The sequence below is a fragment of the Methanocella conradii HZ254 genome (assembly GCF_000251105.1).
Taxonomy (GTDB): Archaea; Halobacteriota; Methanocellia; order Methanocellales; family Methanocellaceae; genus Methanocella; species Methanocella conradii.
The window spans coordinates 356,602-376,154 of record NC_017034.1; the positions used below are offsets into that span (position 1 = coordinate 356,602).

A 19,553-nucleotide genomic window follows, 5' to 3' on the forward strand; every position below is an offset into this window, starting at 1 on the left:
AACACTTCGAAACTTTTATATGCTTGTAGCCTTCTATTGGCCATCGCAGTTTCAGCAGCGGGATGCGTCCCGCCGGAATGTGGCTAACATAGCTGAACCGTGAAACCATGATGGAGAATCGAAACATGGCGAAGTCAATGTATCACTATATAAGGGACGCCTGGAAGCGACCCGATGAGACCTACGTGGGCAAGCTCTTCTGGGAAAGATTACAGCAGTGGCGGCGGGAGCCGTCGGTGGTCAGGATCGACAGGCCAACAAGGCTGGACAGGGCCAGGGAGGCCGGCTATAAGGCGAAGCAGGGCATCATCGTGGTGAGGGCACACGTCAGGAGAGGCGGCAGCCGCAAGTCGAGGTACGTCAGGGGCAGGAAGTCGAAACACATGGGCCTCAGGACCCTCACCAGGCGCAAGAGCATTCAGCGCATCGCGGAGGAGAGGGCCTCGAAGAAGTTCCCCAACATGGAGGTCTTGAACTCATACTGGGTAGGCGAGGACGGCAAGCACAAGTGGTACGAGATAATCCTCGTGGACCCCCACCATCCATCTATTCTAGCGGATAAAGACCTAAACTGGATTGCCAGGCCGACGCACCGGGGCAGGGCCGAGAGGGGCCTGACGAGCGCGGGCATCAAGGGGAGAGGCCTGCGCCGTAAGGGCATGGGCACTGAGAAGACCAGGCCCTCGATAGGCAGCCACGAGAGACGGGGTAAATGATCCATTACATCCTTTTTAGGACACAATCACATGCTACCGAGGACGTTTCAAGGGTCAGGCAGGCCCTTGTTAACGTCTTGCCTCCCGATACCCCGATTAAGGAGGAGGAGACGAGGGGCTATTTTGATAACCCGATAACCGTTTTGACGGCGCGCCTCGAGAAGAAGGCCGCCGAGGAGTACGTTAAATTTTTAAAGTCCAGGCTTCTCGAGGCCGATTTAAAGGAGCTGGTGAAGGAGCTTCCTGAGCGGGTTAGCGATGATTGCGACTTTTATCTAAAGCTCTCCAAGCAGGACGCATACCTGGGTGACATCCGCCTCACGTATGCGGAGGATGTGATTGCCATAAGGGCCAAGGTGGCCGCATACCCGGCCAGGCGCGAGGCGGCCCTGAAGGTACTGGAGGAGTACTTCAATGATCCGTGAGGCGTTTTATGACCTGGGAGTGCACGCCTACCCCGAAGGCGGGAGCACTTTATCATTAATGGCGTTGAAGGCGAAAGAGTATGGTTATGCGGGCCTTTGTACTGTTAACCACTCTGATTTTTTCCTTGACGTGAAGAAGGTGCCTGTGCCTGAGGGCGTCGAAGTGGTGCAGGGCGTCGAGGTCGTGGCGAGAGACGCTAATGACCTTCGGAGGCAGGTGGACAGGTTCAGGAAGAAGGTGAGGGTACTAGCCGTCCATGGCGGCGACGCGGCCATCAACCGGGCGGCGTGCGAGGAGGAGCGAGTCGACATTTTGATGCACCCGCAGGACGGAAAGACGGGCGGCCTAAACCACGTCCTGGCGAGGCTGGCGGCCGATAAGGGCGTTGCCATAGGCTTCGAGCTTTTACCGATAATCTATAATAAGGGCGGCTCCCGCGTGAGGACTCTTTCCGGTTACCGTGCCAACCTCGCCCTGGCGAAAAAGTACGGGGCGCCATTCGTGGTCGTATCGGGCGCCATGTCTATTTACGACATGAGGGACGTGCGAACGGCGCTCTCCCTTTGCAGGCTGCTCGGCATGGGCGAAAAGGACGCAATCAGGGGCCTCTCCTTTTATCCTTCAGAGATACTAAGGCGCAGCTCGCCTGGCTACATCATGGAAGGCGTCCAGGTCATAGGATAAGGGCTCTGTAGATGAGAAAAGCCTTATTATTATTAAATGCATATTAAGTCTAAAAATGGTATCACTTATCACACGATTTGCCATGTGGTGGTTACATGGACATTTCAGTTATCATTCCCACGTATAACGAGGAAAAGTATATTGAGACCTGCCTGAGGTCACTGAAGTGCCAGGATTTTTCGGGCAACTATGAGGTCATAGTCTCCGATGGGAGCAGCACCGATGCCACGGTGGAGATCGCATGCAAGTATGCCGACAGGGTGATTGTGGACCGCAAGGATACAATTGCGTATGGCAGGCAGGTTGGCTCAATGGCGGCCAGGTACCCCGTCTTAGCCTTCACCGATGCTGATACGTTCATACCATCTGACTGGCTGAGCAGCCTGGCGGCGTCGCTCGAGGACAGCAGGGTCGTGGGCGTCCATGGAAAACTTTTACCATTAGACGGGAACCGCTTTGAGCAAGAGTTCTGTAACTACGTGTTGCCCCCGTTCTCCCGGTTCATGGTACAGATTAACAAGCCCTCGGTGCCCGGCTCGAACTTTGCCGTCAGGAGAAGGGCGTTCAACAAGGTCAAGGGCTTTAATACGAAGCTGGTCACAGGGGAGGACGTGGACCTGTGCAACCGCATAAAATCGCTGGGCAGGTTCGTCTACAATCCTGATGCAGTCGTTTACGTGTCCACGAGAAGGGTACGCCAGTGGGGCTACCTGAAAATGCTATCGTTCTACACGGCTAACACGATACGCTACCATACTTTTGGCTCGGTTAGCAAGTATTTTGAGCCTATACGCTAGTCGGCTTTTGTGATCTTATCGTATGGGACGTCGACGCGAACTAGCTTTGGCAGCCTGCCATATGTTGCCATGCTATCCCCTATGATGCCTATGGCGCCGGAGACCTCGGGCACCTCTTTGAGAAAGTCGAATGCATGAGCTAACGATTCTTTGTCAATTATGCGGTTTCCGAGGGCAGTGGCCGCGGCGTCGGCCAGGGAGACGTCTTCAGATATAACGAGGGCGGCGTCTGAGTTGCCGAGGCTAATCGACGGCCCGACGGTGCCAGAAGAGGTGCATATGCCCAGGATGCTACCCCTTGGCTCGACCTCCAGGCCCAGGCCCTTGATTGGCGACTCGCCGGCGTAGATGCCCACCACCACGGGGCGGTCGTTGATGAGCGCAATGTCGCCGCCGTTATCGATGATGGCGTGGGCGCAGCCAGCCCTCACCATGTCCTCGAGGGCGAGCCAGGCGATGGTCCCTGCCACGGCTGCCATGGGGCCGACGCCCACCTTTGTGGCCGCCTCAGCCATGCGCCGGGCCACCTCGGGGGAGCCAGGGGGGCACTCGTAAGGCTCGAAGGTGACCTTAAAAAACGGGTCCTCCATGATGTAGCGCTCCAGGTCTGCCCTGGCACGCCTTATGGAGTCCAGGCATATTGAGTGGAAGCGCTCGTCAGCCGTAACCGTTACAATGGTCTCCTTGATGCGGTATTTTCTGGACAGCATGTCAGTACTCGGGCAGCTTAATCACCCTCACGGGGCATGCGTTCACGCAGTTCCCGCACTGGACGCACAGCTTCTCGTCCATCCTCACCCGCCAGTCATACTCGTAGCGTATTGCTCCGACCGGGCAGGCCGAGACGCATGCCCCACAGTGTATACAGTTCTCCTCATCCTTTGTGATGGGCACGTCGAGGCGGGTGACCTCCACCTTTTTGCGCTTTAGCACGTTTACTACCTCGCGGCAGCTATCGTCGGGCACGTTGACGACTATCTCGCCCTGGGGGCCCTCCACCCTGGCCCGCTCTATCTCGAGCTTGACGCCCGTCTCAAGCACCGCTTCCGCTATGATCGGCTTTTTGATTATCTCCGAGTTGAATCTGAGGAGCAGCTTCACTGGCGCAACCCCCTGGATATGAGCTTGCTCAGGCCTTCGCCCGTCACTATGCCCAGCACCTTCCTGTCCTTATCGATGACCGGCAGCGCCGAGATGTTGTGCTTCTCCAGCAGCCGTACCGCCAGGTCAACGGGGTCCTCCGGGGACACGGTTATCACGTTCCTGGTCATGATAGGCGCCAGGTCTCCGTCCTTTGACAGGGCCAGGGCCTTGGACACGTCCCACGAGGTCACGATGCCCACCAGCCTTTTATCCTCATCCACGACCGGGAGGTGGTTGAACCTGTCCTCTATTATCTTTTTGGCCGCCTCATACACGCTAAATCCGACCTTGATGGTGGCCACCGGCACCATGACGTCCTTGATGAGCGGCATCTCCTGGGTCTGTTTCATCGGCTTCGTAGAGCCTTCCACCGGGATGCGCTCCACGGGCGATGACAGGAAAAACTTTCCACTCTTGATCCAGGATTTAAGCTCTGCGGCGACCTGCCTGGCCATGTAGAAGCTCGAGAGCGATGACGTCTTCACCTCCTTGCCATTGAGGTCAATCATGCCGCTCTTCAGCTCCTCATACGTCACTTTCCGGAGCTCGGGCTTGGACCGCCTAGGAACCGAGTAGTCGTAAACGCCCGTGACTATTTCGGCGTCGCTGACCGCCGTGGCCCTCGCAATATCATCGTTCAATATGGGTATAGGTATGCCCAGCCCCACGTACATCGTCGTGCCGTACTTATAAAAAGTTGCGGCCCGTATGTACTCCCGCTTCATCTTTTTCAAATTCCCCGTGACCATCAGCGTGCCAAAGCCTCCGGATGGGCTGTGCTGCGTCCCCTCAGATATTATGTAGCCCTGCGCGCCGCCGAGGAATATCCTGGTGCCCACGCCGATGGTCTCATAGTTTGGATCGTTGGACAGGGGGGAGAGCACGCCCGCCCCGCTATAGGTTACGTTGCCATTGTTCGGCAGCAGGGTGCCCATGTAAGTGTAAATCGTCTTTGACGAGCAATTGGTCGCCGCGTTATATTTTTGATAGGCGTTCCGCGGGTTCACCATTATAGCCTGGTTCATGTCATCCAGGGTTATCGAAGTGTCAATCCTCTTTCTCGGGTAGCAATCCGTGCCATAGGCAATGGCCTTGAGCCAGACCTCCTCTCCTTTTAGTAAATCCTCGATGACGTGGGAGCCGCCGTAGTCCATGCCTTTAGTGTCTGAAAGCTGCGTGGCGCCCAGGTATGCGTCCACGGCGGCTATGCCCGTGTAGGCCTCCACGTCGTTCAACCAGACCCTCTGCATCTTGATGGGCGGGTCGGAGTGCCCGAAGTTGAAGAAGACTCCCGAAGAGCACATGGCGCCGAAGGTCCCCGTCGTCACGACGTCTACCTGCCTGGCCGCCTCGCTGACCCCCAGCTCCTGGACGAGCGCGGTCATCTCCTCAGCGGTGACCACGTTGACCGAGCCGTCCCTTATCTTTTCGTTTATCTCTTCGATCGTTCTTCTCATAAAAACCACTTTGCGATTACTTGACGATGAGGAGTAATAATACCTATGACTATTTATAATTGGTGGTAATAAAAGTGCCGTGCTGAAAAACGTGACAAAGCAAAAAAATAAGTATTCAACACGGCAAATATGCCCATAGTGAGTTCTAGTTGAGGGCGGCTCTATTTCTGGCGGCAATAGCCGCGATGTTCATGATATGCGGCTGCGTTGGAGGCATGGGCACGATAGAGTACATGGGTCTAAAGTATGGGTCCTCTACGCACGACGTGGCGTCAGCGGACAAGCTATACTATACTGGTGAGACGTGGGGAGGGGCGAAGCTCTACGCTCCAGGCTGGGAAAGCCCTGGAAAGGTGCCCTCGCTATTATTTACGAGCGATGCCGCGGGATACCACGCCTTCTCGAAGCCTGCCGTCGGGATATACGCGTATTCGCTCTACGCTCATTATAACCTGGGCGAGCCCGTCACCATCGGCCTGATGAATGAGGCCGCGGGGAAGGTGGACCTGAAAAACGCGGCGCCGTGGGAGATACAGGCATTGCAAGGCGGCGCGTGGAAGACGATATATCAGCCAGTAGCCGCTCAGGTGATAACGACGCTGGAGAACGGCACATACAGGGAGTGGACGTGGGACCAGCGTGATAATGGAGGGGAGGCTGTCTGCGCTGGCGAATACAGGGTGGCCATAGATGGGAAATATATGGCCTACTTTAACATCACGCCCGGCTCGCCTGTCGTGAGGGCCGAGGCCACTGACTATGATAATAAGACGCTTCGCGACACGTTCTGGGACGCTAAAGAGCATAAGGCATTTGGCGAGCATTACAAGGAATACGCCGATGAGGCGCGCCGCGACGTCGAGGGGCAGATGCTATTCAAGGCCTGGATGAAGGGCCTTGACCCGGATAAGCTCCAGTCAGCCTTAAAAACCGCCCGAGATAACGCGAGCACGCTCAACATGCTGCCATGCCTGGCAGTGCACGCCAGCTATGGGGGCCAGCCCTGCTGGATAATCGTATACAACTGGGGCATGGCAAACGAAAGCCCTGGACACATAAGGTACTATGTGGTCGACGATGCCGCCGGCAAAATCATACAATTCGAAACTTGTAGGTAAGCCTGCTACTTTTATGCCTACGCTGAGTATATAAGGTTTATATACCATTGACGTGCTTAAATCATAATATATTTAAATACTAGCCGTGAAAACAGCGAGTTGTTTCAACCGGCATTCTTGTAGGAGTTTTAATTATGAGCAAAGCCGAAGAAGCGAAGAAGACCATCACGATTGAGAACGTCGTGGCGTCCACCGCCATTGGCCAGGAGATCGACCTGAAGTCGGTCACACTCGCCCTCGAGGGCGCAGACTATGACCCGGAGCAGTTCCCCGGCCTGGTCTACAGGACGAAGGATCCCAAGACCGCCGCCCTTATTTTTAGGAGTGGCAAGATCGTGTGCACCGGCGCGAAGAGCATAGAGGACGTGGACCGCGGCCTCAAGAAGGTTTTCAAGAAGATAGCCAGCGTGGGCATCAAGGTGGACCCGAACCCCGAGATCACGGTGCAGAACATAGTGGCATCGGCAGACCTTGGCTCGGTTTTAAATTTAAACGCCATCGCCATCGGCCTGGGCCTGGAAAATATCGAGTATGAGCCCGAGCAGTTCCCTGGATTGGTCTACAGGCTGGATAGCCCGAAGGTGGTAGTGCTGCTATTCGGCTCCGGCAAATTAGTGGTCACAGGAGGCAAGAAGCCGAAGGACGCCGAGGAGGCCGTCGAGCGCATCGTCAAGGAATTAGAAGGCCTGGCCCTATTGTGAGTATCCGAAAAATTTTAAGTATCATGCGTAACCTAACATAAAGCATTTACCTGGAGGATAATCATGGTAGCTAAAGTGGATGAGGAGAAATGCGTTGGATGTGGGACGTGTGTGGATACGTGCCCAGAGGCGGCGATAGAGCTGGTCGACGAGACAGCGCACGTTGACGAGGAGAGGTGCCAGGAGTGCGGCGACTGCGTCGAGGCGTGCCCGACCGAGGCGATAACGCTCGAGAAGACGAAGACGAAGTAGGGTGCTTATATGATTAAGGCCGGGATACTTGGCGCGACCGGAGCCGTGGGACAGCGGTTCGTACAATTGCTGGCGGACCACCCCTGGTTCGAGATAACCTCGCTGGCCGCATCCGAGAGGAGCGCGGGCAAGAAGTATGGCGAGGTGGCGAAGTGGAGGCTGGACACCGACCTCCCCGAGTCGGTAAGGGATATCGCCGTGGTATCGACCAGGCCTGAAGAGGTCGACGCCGACATAGTGTTCTCGGCGCTGCCCGCCGAGGAGGCCCTCAAGATTGAAGAAGATTTCGCCAGGGCGGGCTTTGTCGTATCTTCTAACGCCAGCTCGCATAGGATGGATGAGGATGTGCCTCTTTTGATCCCCGAGGTAAACCCTGAGCACCTCGGGCTTATCGAGATTCAAAAGAAGAAGCGTAAGTGGGATGGGTTCATCGTCACCAACCCTAATTGCAGCACCATCATGATGGTCATGACTCTAAAGCCCCTCATGGGCTTTGGCATCGAGAGCGTGCACGTTGCGACCATGCAGGCGGTGTCGGGCGCCGGGTACGAGGGCGTGCCCTCCATGGCCATCCTGGACAACGTGATACCGTACATTGGCGGCGAGGAGCATAAGATGGAGACCGAGCCGCTGAAGCTTCTGGGCGAGTTTGACGGTAAGGCGGTGAAGAATGCTAAGTTCTGGGTGAGCGCAGCATGCCACAGGGTTCCTGTGATGGATGGCCACACCATGTCTATCTGGGTGCGCTCGAAGGAGCGCCCCTCGGCTGAAGAGGTGAAAAACGCCATGCTTAAGTTCGACCCCAGGCTGGGGGACCTGCCGACCTCGCCGAAGAAGGCCCTTATCGTGAGGGATGAGCCGGACAGGCCGCAGCCAAGGCTGGACCGGAATCAGGGGCGGGGCATGAGCGTGTCCGTGGGCAGGATAAGGGAGGGCCAGGATGGCGCCATCCAGTACGTGTGTATGGGCCATAACACGATAAGGGGCGCGGCCGGGGCCAGCATCCTTAATGCGGAAGTCCTTAAAAAGAAGGGCTATCTATAGGCCATTTTTTAGGTGATTTATCATGGAAGCTAGATACGTGCAGGCCATTAAGGCAGGCGTCATCGGTGGCGTCGTGATAGGGCTCTTGACTATAATGAATTTATTAATCGCTGTGACTGTTAGCTGGACCGACATATCCATCCTAAGCCTGGTGAACTGCTGCATCTTTATCATCATAGCCGTACTAATGGTATGCGTGGGCGCGCTCGGCGTGAGGATGGCGGCGCCGATGGTCGCCACGCTAAACGATGCGCTCCTCGTGGCCGCCGTGGCCGGCGCGGTCGCAGGCATCATCGCAGCCATCATATACTTCTTAACTCAGGTGGTGAGCCCCTGGATATCGAATAGCTATTACTATAGCTCGTATTGGGGCTCGCATTATGGCTACTCCCCGGCGATCCTGTCTGCCCTGGGCGCCTTTATCGCCATTTGCTGCTGTGGGCCAGCGCTCCTGCTTATCGCCATAATACTTTCGGTGATAGGCGGCGCCATATACGCCATGGCCGTGTTAAAAGTCTCATAAGTGGGGGTCAGGCCTCGATGCCCAGCCGGGAGAGCAGCCTCCTGGCCCACTTCAATTTTTTTAGCTTCTTAGGCGTGACATTTGTATCATCCAGGTCGAACCCTATTATCTTTATGCTCCGCGCCCCGAACTCCTTCGCTAGGAAGACGCATCGGTCTCCGTCCGAGAACCCGCCAAAGTTGTAGACGTTTTTCAAGGGCCTGGCCTGGGTGGTGCCAACGACGTGCTTTAGCCCGGGCACTAGTGCCCTTATGCTTTCCACGTTGTCGGCGTGGGCATGGGCCAGGATGATGGAGCCGAGCGAGTCCGCCTTTAATAAATCCTCGTGAGGGCCGTCGAGGTCAGACACGATGATGTCCGGCACGATGCCCTGCCTTAAAAGTGTGGAGACCGCGCCGTCCGCTGCGATGACCGTGTACTTATACCACCAGTCCACCTTCTCCATGTCCTTCTCAAGCGAAGGCGCCTTGCCGCAGACGATGACGTCCTTTCCCCTTATAAGCTCCTCCACTTTTTCAAGATAAGGCGTGTCCCCGGGCAGCAGGGACGAGAGAAGCCTCGCCGCATCCTCATCGCCCCGGGCGGTCCACCCGAAGTCCTCTAAAATGGCCCTATAGTAGGGCTCCCACTCCTCGTACCTCATACCTTCTCTATGCCTATGGCCACCGGCACGCCCTCGACGTCCCAGTCCTTCACCAGGTCGCCAGATACGGCCTTCTCGCCCTTTATGTCGAGCTCGGCCGCCCTGACCTCGCCGGCTATGAAGCCCGCCATGCCGCTGACGAGGCCCCTCACCCTATCATCTCCGACGTAAACCTCGGCCTTTATCTTATCCTCGACGTTCAGCTTTAAGTCCTTTCTCATGTCCTGGATGCGGCGTATGACCTCCCTGGTGTAGCCTTCAGCCTCCAGCTCTGGCGTCAATTCCACGTCCACGTAGAGCTTGCCGCCCTGGAACTCGCCCATCGCAAGCGTCTCTGGGATGACGTCCCTGAAGCTCACCATGTCGGGAGTGACCTCGACCTCTCCGCCGGCCAGCTGTAATACAAACTTGCCGTCTTTATCGATGCCGGACTTTACTGCCCTGCCATCGGCAGACTTAAGGGCGGCGATGACCTTTGCCGCCTCCCCCTTGAAGGCTGGGCCTATCACCTTTGGGTTGGGCACGACCTCCACGCCCAGCTCAGGGTTAGGCTCGCCTATGCCGAGCAAGACGACCTCCCTGGCGTTGGCCTGCTCCTTGATCACGCCCGCCAGGCTATTCACCGCGGCCGCAACATCTTCAGTGTCAGGAGCTATGGTGAGCTTCTTGACGGGCCACCTGAGCTTACGCTTTGCCTTCTGCCTTGCATTAGAAGTGGCCTCCACTATCCTCCTGGCCACGTCCATGTGCCTGTTCAAGGCCTCGTCAAGCAACGACTCGTCCGCCACGGGCCAGTCGCACATGTGTACCGACTCCCTGGCCCCGGGCCTGTCCCTCATCAAATTCTGATACATGCGCTCCGCCACGTAGGGCGTGTAAGGCGCCATGAGCCTGATAACGGTCGAAAGCACGTCGTAGAGCACGCGGTATGCGGCCAGCTTGTCTGGGTCTTCCGCCTCAACCCACGTCCTCTCCCTGGCCAGCTGAACATACCATCTTGATAAATCCTCGAGTATGAAGCTTATCAACGCCCTGGTAGAGCGGTGCAGCTCATACGATGCCATGCCCTCGTCCACTTCTTTTATAACCGCCTGAAGCCGGGATAATATCCATCGATCCTCCACCCTGAGGTGGCCCTTTATGGACTCGAAGGTCGTCTTCTCAGGGTCAAACCCGTCCAGCGCCATGTACGGCAGGGGGAACCTGTAGACGTTCCAGAAGATGTTCAAGGCCCGATAGACGTTGCCGCACTCCTCCCACGAGAAGCTCAAGTCCTCCCAGGGCGCGCTCTGCGACAGGACGTAGAGGCGCAGGGCATCCGCCCCATACTTATCAAGGACCTCTTCGGGGGCGACCACGTTGCCCAGGCTCTTCGACATCTTCCGCCCCTGCTCGTCCAGCGTGAAGCCGTGCATGCAGACCGAGTCATAAGGCGCCCTGCCGAAGCCCACCATGCCCGCACCTAGCTGGGAGTAGAACCAGCCCCTGGTCTGGTCGTGGCCCTCCACGATGAAGTCGGCCGGCCACCAGTCCATTAAGTCCTTACGCTGGGGGAACCTGAGGGTTGCCCACGAGGCGACGGCGGAGTCGAACCACACGTCGAATATGTCCTCTACTCGCTTCATCCGGCCCCCGCACTCGCACTCCATGTAGACCTCGTCCACGAAGGGCCGGTGCAGGTCTTCGAGCTTCACGCCCGTCTTACGCTCCAGCTCCTCCTTCGTGCCTATCACATCCATGCTGCCGCACTTCTCGCACTTCCAGATGGGTATGGGTATGCCCCAGTAGCGCTGCCTCGAAATGCACCAATCCCTTGCGCCGCTCACCCAGTCGCGGAAGCGCGAGGAGCCCGCCCAGGCAGGGTACCACTTGACCCTGTCCACCTCCGCGAGCATCTGCTCCTTAATCTTGCTCACCGCGATGAACCACTGGTTGGTGGTCATGAATATTATGGGAGTCTTGCAGCGCCAGCAGTGGCCATACCTGTGTGTGATCTCGGTCGCCCCGAGCAACAGCCCCCTAGCCCTGAGGTCCTCAATTATCTTCGGGTTGGCCTCGCGGATGTTCATGCCCGCATAGGCCCCCGCTTCCTCGGTAAAGGAGCCGTTTGGCTTCACAGGGCAGAACACGGGTATGCCCTCCCTCCTGCCCAGCTCGAAGTCGTCTAAACCGTGGCCGGGGGCAATGTGCACAAGGCCAGTATTCTCGCCCACGACGAATTCTGCCAGGTACACCTTGTGCTCCTTATCCTTCTGGCAGGGTATCAGGTCCTCCAGGGGATGCCTGTACTCCATGCCCTTTAGCTCCTCGCCCCGCATTGTCTTTAGAATCCGGTAGTCGCCGTACCGGCCGAGCCTCATGACGCCATCGACCAGCCCTTCCATCATGATGAGCTTCTCGCCATGCTTCTCATATAGCTCGCTCAGCCTTTCCTCGCCTATGGCCTCCTTCATTCTTGCCACTTTGTCCGCGAACCGCATTGGCTTTGGCGTGCCGTCAGAGCGCTTATCCATCAGCGTTGCGGGGTCCAGCCCTGCAGCCCTCGACGCCTCCTCAAGCGCCATTGCAGGCAGGGCATACACTAAAGCATAAGTGAAATCCTTGTTAGCGGCCACGGCCATGTTAGCCGGGATGGTCCATGGCGTGGTCGTCCATATGACCAAAAAACCCTCTTCACCCTTCAACGGGAACTTCACATAAATGGAGTCATCAGTCCTGTCCGCGTACTCTACCTCCGAGTCGGCTATGGCCGTCTCGCACCTGGGACACCAGTTAACGTTCCTCAGGCCCCTCTCCAGCAGCTTCTTCTCGTGGGCCTTCTTTATCGTCCACCACGCCGCCTCAATGTACTCATTCTTTAAAGTCATGTAGGGGTCGTCCCAGTCGAGCCAGGCCCCGAGGCGCTTGAACTGGGCGGTCATCTCGCGCATGTTCTTGATGGCAAAAGCCTTGCATTCCTGCGTGAACCGGGCCACCCCATAGTTCTCTATGTCCTTCTTGGTCTTGAATCCCAATAAACTCTCGACCTTCACCTCGATGGGCAGGCCGTGCATGTCCCAGCCAGCCCTGTCCATTATATCATACCCATTCATGCTTTTATAGCGGAGCACAGAGTCCTTTATGATCTTATTCCAGGCCGTTCCTAGATGGATGCGGCCCGTCGTGTACGGTGGCCCGTCCACGAAAAAGAACTTTTTGCCGCCTTTCCTCAATGCCCTTGTCTTACGGTACGCGTCGGTCGACTGCCAGAGCTTTTCCACTTCGGCCTCGATCGCCTTGCCGTTGTACTGCTCCTTCTCCTCTATCACGTCTACTCCTCGCCTTCGCTAAAAGATGAAAAATCACTTGATGAACACGAGATGGCGCTTTCCGCGTGGCTGAAGTCATGGTAAAACGAGGCCTCACGGGCCAATAAAGCAATCCCACGCTGGCATAAATGCACCGTATGTTAATGACACCTGCAATATTTAAATGTTATTGTGGTTACTGCGTAATCTTTACCTCGACGCTGCCGCCCGTGTAGAACCTGCCCGCCTCCCTGGCGGCGGCCTCCATGCTTTCTTCCCGCACTTCAGGGTGCCCTTTATATAAAGTCACGGTGCAAACGCTGGAAAGCTTTCCAGAGCTCCAGGTGCCCCATACAGTGCCATCAATCAGGACGGCGCTGGCAGACTCCCCGAACTTCGTCATGACACGATGCTCACCGGGCACGAGCCTGGCATGGTTATAGTAAGCCTTAATATAAGGATCATCCTTAGGCAGGAAGATTATGGGAACATCCTCTATTTCCTTTATGCGCGGCACGTCTTTTTTATCGATGAAAAACTGGCCCTCTACGCCATCTATCTCCACGGCTTCGATGTTCTCCATTTTATCGAGGGCGTGACGGGCCTCGTTCAGGGTGATGCCCAGCCACCACGCCAGGTCCTCGGCACACGCCGGCCCATAAGACTTCACGTAGCGCTTGGCAAGCAATAAAAGCGCCTCACCCCTATCCATCTCAAGCTCCACGCTAAACCTATCCTTAAAGATGGAGAAACGCCCAGGGCTCTCGCCAGGATGGCGTCCCACGCCTCCCCTCAGTAGCATCCACCTATCATGCATGGCCTGGGCCACGATGGAGACGTTCGCAGCTTTCTCCTTCCGCTTCCTCACGATATCCCTGGAGACGGCAGACAGGTCCCGCTTGAGCTGGGCCAGCGTCTTCTCCTTGCCATCCAGCGATTCCAGGATTTTTTTACTAATGTCACGGTACTCCTCATCGGTGACGCCCCAGGTGCCCAGCAGGCTACGGACGGCGGCCTCCCGGCCGGCCTTCGAGGCCGAGTAGACCGCTGGCATGTACTCCCGAGGCACGAGCTGCATGTAATTCTTAAGCCCCCTAACACGAGCCATGCTCCTGCCCTTATACAGTCCTCTCTCAAAAGCGGCCACGTCGAAGCGCCTCACCCTTAAGTAAAGGCTAAAATAGGCATCGTCCAGGCTATTGGCATCCAGTACTATTAGATCCCTCAGGACGGCGCCGGCGCTGTCCAGCCTGGTGGCGGGCAACAGGTGGCCCTTCGCCAATAAAAAGTGATTCACGGCCTTCTTCTCCACTATCACATAAAACCCCCTTTAGTCATTAGTAAAAGATAACATGATTTACAACTATATCAGGCTCCCGAAGGCCGAGCCGGCCAGAGCAGTCGTCACCGTAAATATGGCCATAGCAATCGGGAGCGCCGTGCCCACGCCATACATGAACTCGTAGCGGTCGTCGCCATGCTCTATCCCGCTCACGAACCTGAGAAGTATGATCACGAGCATGACCAGGTAGAGGCCTATAATCAATACAAACTGTTCATTCGACACCATTGGGGCGCTAAACTCCGGCACCATGGGGAAGTATTGACGGGCGCTCTCCGGCATGTCGCTCAGGTTAGCCAGGGTATGAGCCACCACATCCGATATGGACTGGGAGAGGGCGAGGGTGACGCCCCCGATGAACGGGGCGAACACAATGCAGGTCGTCTTGAGCATGCTGGTCATGGTGTAGAGCATCTTCCTGATATCATCCTCGATGGATTGTAGTTCTTTTAAATGGTCGGCCAGCCTTACGATAGAGTTTCCGGCTATCTCCCCGCTCTTGCCCGAGCTCTCCACCAGCATGGCTATCGTGGCCCTTATCCTGTCTGAGTACACGTCCGAGAACGCCCCATACTCGGGGGAGAGCACCGCGTCCCTCAGCGTGGTCCGGAGGCAGCGTATGTTGTACGCAGCCCTGGCATAAGCCTTCCCCACGCTGGTGCCCGATGTCATCGCGGCCGTGTAGGCGAAGCCCTCCTCGGGCGACCTGCCCTCTGAGACTCGCCTGCCCAGTATGAAAAGCGAGTCTGCGAACTCGTCCTCCATCTTCTTGATATCGTCCCTAAGCTTTTTATACGGGGTGTACACGCCCAGGCAGTACACCGATATTGCCGCCGTCACGCCCCAGACAGGGAAGGCGGACCTTGCTATTGGAAGGCTCAAAGGAAAAAAGTAGAGGGCTGAGATGGCGGCTCCACTGGATAATGCAAGCGCCGCCCAGGCCCAAGCCGGGATGGCTTGCTTCACGTTAGGTATATCGGGGGGCGTAAAGGCTGCAGGCCTCCTCATCAGGATCGAATGGGCGTAGACGAGTGTGGCGAGCGGGAAGAGCAAGTCGTAGAGCAGCGCAAGCTCGATGGCGTTGATCCTCAGGCCCACTATCGCCGCCGCAGGAAGCATGGCCACGAGGGCGAGCGGCACCATGACGAAAATGGAGTAGAGTATGAGGGCGGGCGAGTGCAGCGCGCTAGAGAATGAATACATGAGGCCCTTTGTGCCCTGGAGCACCACGTCGAGAGCGCGGTTGAGGGCGATGGTGCGCATGGCCTCCTCCCGCTCCCCGGTGGCGCTCTTTATCAGAAATACGGCGCGCTTGAAGTGCTCGCTGTAGCCGCCCCACTCCGAGGCGAACGCCCCGAGCGCCATGTCAAGGCTGTCGTAGGCCCTCATCTGGAGGTCCCACATGAGCTTCTTCACGTCTTTGGCTAGCTGCCTTTTTGAGCTGGAGGCGGCAAACTTCAGCGCCAGCTCGATGTTAGGGTTGAGCTTCATGGCCATTACTACGTAGCTTATCACCTCGGGCACGTCGCCCAGCGAGTGCACCCTCATGTAGGCCGCCCTCCGCTTCGGGTACTCGCCAACGTAAACGTATGTGAGCAGTGGAGCTATCCCGCCGCAGGCTATTAGCATTATAGCCATCGTCGAGTCCATCAGGCCAAGGGCAAGCGCTATAAGGCCCACCGTGGAGACGAGCGCCAGGGCGCCCATGGCGGAGAAGAAAGCCAGGGAGAACACCTCGGATGGCTTTACTTCCAGGCCGGCAAAGCCTATCGAAGCCACCAGGCCACGGCTCGCGTATCGGCTTGAGTACCCGTCTATCCTTTCACGGTTCACGAGGGCTGAGAGCGCCCGGTAAGAGGCCCTGCACAGGCGGGCATACCTGCCCTCAGCCTCCATATGCGCCCTCCCTCTCGAGCCAGTCAGCCCACTCTTTAAAGTATGGGCCGCCCTCTCTGCGGCCATTTTCGCGTATGGCCCTGTAGGCGTTGACGCACCTGGCGTAAGCCTCAGCCTCCATCGCCCACGGCTTGCCAGCAACCTGCGCCATGAACAGTGACCGTGCCTCGACCTCGTCGTTTAATGTCTTGATGGGAACGCCCCACTTTTTGGCGATTTTCTGGAGAGCCTCCGAGCGGCCCGTGTCTATCCGGTCAGCTGGGGCCAGAAAGTCGGCGGAGGCATCGTACACCAAAAGGTCGTCGAAAGCTCCCCCGGCATCTTCCCATCGGCTCCTCGAGACCTCTGCCACCTGTATAACCCTTCGCTCCCTGGCCTGGCCGCCACTCCTCCTCACGGTCGAGCACACGACCACCGCGTCAGTGGCCTTAAAAGAGGCGGGAGGAACCCCGATGTCGTGTACTACCCTGTCGTACACATCCATGCAGGAGGAGCCGTGTATCGTGCCCATGACAGCGTTCCCCGATGCTCCCACCCTCATTGCCTCGTACAGCGAGCGAGCCTCCGCGCCCCTCACCTCGCCCATTATCAGGGCGGACTCGCCGAGCCTGAGCGCAGCCCTGAGCACGTCAGAGGCCTGGAACTCGGCCTCAGAGCCAGATATCGGGGCGCGGGTGCCCATGCCCTGCACCTTCCAGCCGCACCGCTGCATGTCCTCCACGGGGAGCTCCGGGGTGTCCTCTATCACGAGTATGCGGCAGCTTTGGGGTATCTCCAGCATGAGTGCGCCCAGCAGGGAGGTCTTGCCCGCGCCCCTCGTGCCCGTCACGAGGATGGATGACTGGCCATCCACCATGAGGGAGAGCAGCCCCGCAGCATATGGGGTGAGCATCTTTTTAGACACGAGCTGGGGGAGCGTCCAGGGCGTAGTCTTATGCCTGCGGAAGGCGTATGCCAGGCCCCTTGATAGGGGGTTGCCGATGGCCGACACCCTCGTGTGGAACTCGCCCAGGTCCATGTCCAATACTGGGTTGGCCTCGGAGAAGGGGCGGCCGGATATGGCTCGAAGCCGGGATATCGTGGACTCGACGTCGGCCTCGGATAAAAATATATTGCTGGTGCACTCCTCGCCGTCCACGACCACGTGGAGCGGGTTGAAGCCCACGGGGGCGTTTACGTACGCGTCCTCGATGTGCGGGTCCCTGAGCACGTCCTCCAATATCCCTAAACCGCAGGTATACTTTACCAGGACAGAGGCGAGCATCTCAAGGCGGCCTGGCTCGAGCCTCAGGCCCTTCGCCGCGGCCGTGTTGGAGATGGCCTCCTTTCCGTAGCGGGCGAAGAGGGGCCTCATGTTGGAGGCGTCCATGAACTCCATGGTCTCAGGCCGCTTTGAGAGCAGCCTCTGACGCGCCTCAACTATAAGGGATATGTCCTCCTCTTCCATGGAGTACTCCCAGGGCATCATGAAGTACAGCCTCTCCAGGCTGTCTGCCATCTCGTATATTGTGACGTGGATTGCTGGGGCGAGCCTGTCGCCGCTTATCTCGTATGAGCGCAGGAAGATGGCGCCATCTGGTGGCTCGGCCATTATCCGCGAGGTCGAGAACCTGGGGCGCACGTATGGGCGCGCATCCACGCATTTAACGCGGGCGCATATACGCGCAAGGTCGTTCCGGAATGAGGCGTAGCGCTCAATGCAGGGGCGGCATTCCTGAGCTTCTTTTCCGTGCATTATCTGGATCGAGGCGGCCATCCGCCAGGCCTCCTGCGGGCTCGCTATTGAGGCCTCCGCCGCCCTCATCACGCTTTTCCTTCGCTCGCCACTACACCGCCCGCAGCCATATGCCTGTAGAGTGGAGGACTGGAGCTTCATGTCATCGTAAAATGAGACCAGGCCAAGTAAGGACGTCAGGCCGCTGCCGCCATACTCGCGCACGATGTTCCTCTCCAGGATGAGCCGGTCCATCCACGCCTTTCCTGACAGGCTCCTCACGAGCCGGAGCCTGCACGCCGGGTCCGACAGGCTCGACCTTTCCGCGCACCTCGCGCAGTCCACGACGGCATCGGTGCCGTGCCTTCCCTGCTTGAACTTCAGGGGGCATGTGAGCTCCTTTCCCCCTTCCCTGGCCCCCGTCAGCGTGAGCAGCGCATCCCTCAAGGCCGCTAAGTCCACTAACATATTTGCACCGATTTGCAATAAAGTAGATTACAATATTACAATATATACTTAACCGTCTCCTCCGCATTTTACGTTGAAACCGTTAAAATATCCGAGAAAACAACAATTAGCTGGGGAGACATCATGGAAGAGCTGAAAGGAAAAAGGATAGTAATGCTGGCAGGAGACGGGTTCGAGGACATGGAGCTCATGTACCCGCTGGTCCGGCTCAGGGATGAGGCGTGCGCGGACGTGACCATCGCCGGCTTGAAAGAGCTTGAAGCGCTAAGGGGCAAGAATGGGCTACAGGTGACCACGGAGCTCTCTTTCAAGGACCTGAGGGCCGATAGCTTTGACGCGCTGGTCATACCTGGCGGGCAGAGCCCTGACCACATCCGCATATACCCTGACGTCATAAGGTTCGTGCAGGACTTCGACAGGACGGGCAAGCCCATCGCGTCCATCTGCCACGGCATACAAATACTAATCACCGCAAGGCTTTTGAAGGGCAAGACTGCGACCGGCTGGAAGTCCCTGGCTGTAGAGATAGAGAACGCGGGGGCGTCCTACGTGGACTCGCCGCTCGTGACCAGCGGCCAGTACATCTTCTCGAGGCAGCCATCCGACCTCGGGTTCTTCTGCGACGCCATAATCCGCTCGCTAAGGGGGGAGAGCTTACAGCCCCTGGTGGAGGCCGCCCGCGCAATATGATTTTCAAGGACCGCAGGGATGCGGGAAGGATGCTGGCAGAGCACCTGGTGGGATACCGCCATAATTCAATTATTTTAGCCATACCTAGGGGAGGGGTGCCCGTTGGCTACGAGGTGTCGAGGAGGCTTGGCGTCCCCCTCGACCTGATAATACCCCGGAAGCTGCCAATCCCATCTGACCCTGAGGCTGGGTTCGGCGCGGTCGCCCCGGACGGCACGGTAGTCCTTAACGAGCGGCTGGTGGCATACCTGGGGCTTTCGGTGAAGGATATCGAGAGGATCGTGGCGGAGGTGCTCAAGGAGGTGAGGCGGAGGATAAGGGAGTATAGGGGGGATAGGCCTCTCCCGGATTTAAAGGGAAAGAACGTTATAATAGTGGATGATGGGCTTGCCTCTGGCTACACGATGATAGCGGCTGTGAGGGCCGTAAGGAAGGAACGCCCGAGGCGGGTCATAGTGGCAGTGCCCTGCAGCCCTGAGACTTCGGTGGAGAGGCTCGAAAAAGAGGCTGACGAGGTCATCTGCTTAAGAGTGCAGCGATACGGGCCGTTCGCAGTGGCCAGCCACTACGAAAAGTTCCCAGACCTGAGCGACGAGGAGGTAAAGTCCCTACTAGCGCCTGCGCAGGGATAGCTTTATTTATTTTCATGTTA

General features: G+C 57.5%; 19 protein-coding genes. 11 read left to right on the forward strand and 8 right to left on the reverse strand.

Annotation, left to right across the window (positions count from 1 at the left end; genetic code table 11):
• Positions 1-125 precede the first annotated feature (125 nt).
• The 4 genes from MTC_RS01755 to MTC_RS01770 all read left to right on the forward strand — a co-directional run bounded on the left by MTC_RS01755 (position 126) and on the right by MTC_RS01770 (position 2,623).
• Positions 126-716 (forward strand): 50S ribosomal protein L15e, encoded by a 591-nt coding sequence (locus MTC_RS01755; protein WP_014404958.1) that lies wholly within the window; start codon positions 126-128, stop codon positions 714-716.
• A complete protein-coding gene (locus MTC_RS01760) occupies positions 713-1,141 on the forward strand; it encodes an RNA-binding domain-containing protein (RefSeq protein WP_014404959.1) in 429 nt (142 codons plus the stop codon). Before MTC_RS01755 ends, MTC_RS01760 begins: the two co-directional genes overlap by 4 nt.
• Positions 1,131-1,826, forward strand: coding sequence for a ribonuclease P protein component 3 (gene rnp3, locus MTC_RS01765; RefSeq protein ID WP_014404960.1), 696 nt, complete (start codon positions 1,131-1,133; stop codon positions 1,824-1,826). The genes MTC_RS01760 and rnp3 overlap by 11 nt, the downstream gene beginning before the upstream one ends.
• A 95-nt stretch (positions 1,827-1,921) precedes the next feature.
• Entirely contained in the window at positions 1,922-2,623 is a 702-nt protein-coding gene (locus tag MTC_RS01770) for a glycosyltransferase (RefSeq protein WP_014404961.1), read from the forward strand.
• Here MTC_RS01770 and MTC_RS01775 read toward each other — a convergent pair.
• From MTC_RS01775 to MTC_RS01785, 3 genes are read right to left on the reverse strand one after another with little or no spacing between them, the layout of a single operon-like run.
• Positions 2,620-3,333: a UPF0280 family protein gene (locus tag MTC_RS01775; RefSeq protein ID WP_014404962.1), complete on the reverse strand. Its 714-nt coding sequence runs from the start codon at positions 3,331-3,333 to the stop codon at positions 2,620-2,622. The two genes, MTC_RS01770 and MTC_RS01775, sit on opposite strands and share 4 nt — an antisense overlap.
• Position 3,334: 1 nt before the next feature.
• Positions 3,335-3,724: a 4Fe-4S binding protein gene (locus tag MTC_RS01780; RefSeq protein ID WP_014404963.1), complete on the reverse strand. Its 390-nt coding sequence runs from the start codon at positions 3,722-3,724 to the stop codon at positions 3,335-3,337.
• Positions 3,721-5,223 (reverse strand): homocysteine biosynthesis protein, encoded by a 1,503-nt coding sequence (locus MTC_RS01785; RefSeq protein WP_014404964.1) that lies wholly within the window; start codon positions 5,221-5,223, stop codon positions 3,721-3,723. Before MTC_RS01785 ends, MTC_RS01780 begins: the two co-directional genes overlap by 4 nt.
• Positions 5,224-5,372: 149 nt before the next feature.
• On the opposite strand from MTC_RS01785, the gene MTC_RS01790 reads away from it, so the two are divergent.
• The 5 genes from MTC_RS01790 (at position 5,373) to MTC_RS01810 (ending at position 8,861) form a co-directional block, all read left to right on the forward strand.
• Positions 5,373-6,341, forward strand: a complete 969-nt coding sequence (locus MTC_RS01790) for a hypothetical protein (protein ID WP_014404965.1) — start codon at positions 5,373-5,375, stop codon at positions 6,339-6,341.
• Between the two features lie 134 nt (positions 6,342-6,475).
• Positions 6,476-7,042, forward strand: a complete 567-nt coding sequence (locus tag MTC_RS01795) for a TATA-box-binding protein (protein ID WP_014404966.1) — start codon at positions 6,476-6,478, stop codon at positions 7,040-7,042.
• A gap of 63 nt (positions 7,043-7,105) precedes the next feature.
• On the forward strand, positions 7,106-7,294 hold the full coding sequence (locus MTC_RS01800; RefSeq protein ID WP_014404967.1) for a 4Fe-4S binding protein: 189 nt from the start codon (positions 7,106-7,108) through the stop codon (positions 7,292-7,294).
• 9 nt (positions 7,295-7,303) lie between these two features.
• The gene (asd, locus tag MTC_RS01805) at positions 7,304-8,338 is read left to right on the forward strand and encodes an aspartate-semialdehyde dehydrogenase (protein WP_014404968.1); all 1,035 of its coding nucleotides are present in this window, start codon (positions 7,304-7,306) and stop codon (positions 8,336-8,338) included.
• Positions 8,339-8,360: 22 nt separating this feature from the next.
• Entirely contained in the window at positions 8,361-8,861 is a 501-nt protein-coding gene (locus MTC_RS01810; RefSeq protein WP_014404969.1) for a hypothetical protein, read from the forward strand.
• 7 nt (positions 8,862-8,868) lie between these two features.
• Here MTC_RS01810 and MTC_RS01815 read toward each other — a convergent pair whose 3' ends face one another.
• The 5 genes from MTC_RS01815 to MTC_RS01835 form a co-directional block, all read right to left on the reverse strand.
• Entirely contained in the window at positions 8,869-9,504 is a 636-nt protein-coding gene (locus tag MTC_RS01815) for a 6-hydroxymethylpterin diphosphokinase MptE-like protein (RefSeq protein ID WP_014404970.1), read from the reverse strand.
• The gene (ileS, locus tag MTC_RS01820; RefSeq protein WP_014404971.1) at positions 9,501-12,812 is read right to left on the reverse strand and encodes an isoleucine--tRNA ligase; all 3,312 of its coding nucleotides are present in this window, start codon (positions 12,810-12,812) and stop codon (positions 9,501-9,503) included. Before ileS ends, MTC_RS01815 begins: the two co-directional genes overlap by 4 nt.
• A gap of 175 nt (positions 12,813-12,987) precedes the next feature.
• Positions 12,988-14,109, reverse strand: coding sequence for a winged helix DNA-binding domain-containing protein (locus MTC_RS01825; RefSeq protein WP_014404972.1), 1,122 nt, complete (start codon positions 14,107-14,109; stop codon positions 12,988-12,990).
• Between the two features lie 45 nt (positions 14,110-14,154).
• Positions 14,155-16,029, reverse strand: a complete 1,875-nt coding sequence (locus MTC_RS01830) for a hypothetical protein (RefSeq protein ID WP_014404973.1) — start codon at positions 16,027-16,029, stop codon at positions 14,155-14,157.
• On the reverse strand, positions 16,019-18,211 hold the full coding sequence (locus MTC_RS01835; protein ID WP_014404974.1) for a type II/IV secretion system ATPase subunit: 2,193 nt from the start codon (positions 18,209-18,211) through the stop codon (positions 16,019-16,021). Before MTC_RS01835 ends, MTC_RS01830 begins: the two co-directional genes overlap by 11 nt.
• 123 nt (positions 18,212-18,334) lie before the next feature.
• Between MTC_RS01835 and MTC_RS01840 the strand changes: the two genes are divergently transcribed.
• Together MTC_RS01840 and MTC_RS01845 are read left to right on the forward strand one after the other, a co-directional pair.
• The gene (locus MTC_RS01840) at positions 18,335-18,901 is read left to right on the forward strand and encodes a type 1 glutamine amidotransferase domain-containing protein (RefSeq protein WP_014404975.1); all 567 of its coding nucleotides are present in this window, start codon (positions 18,335-18,337) and stop codon (positions 18,899-18,901) included.
• A complete protein-coding gene (locus MTC_RS01845) occupies positions 18,898-19,533 on the forward strand; it encodes a phosphoribosyltransferase (protein ID WP_014404976.1) in 636 nt (211 codons plus the stop codon). Before MTC_RS01840 ends, MTC_RS01845 begins: the two co-directional genes overlap by 4 nt.
• The last annotated feature ends 20 nt before the right edge of the window (positions 19,534-19,553 follow it).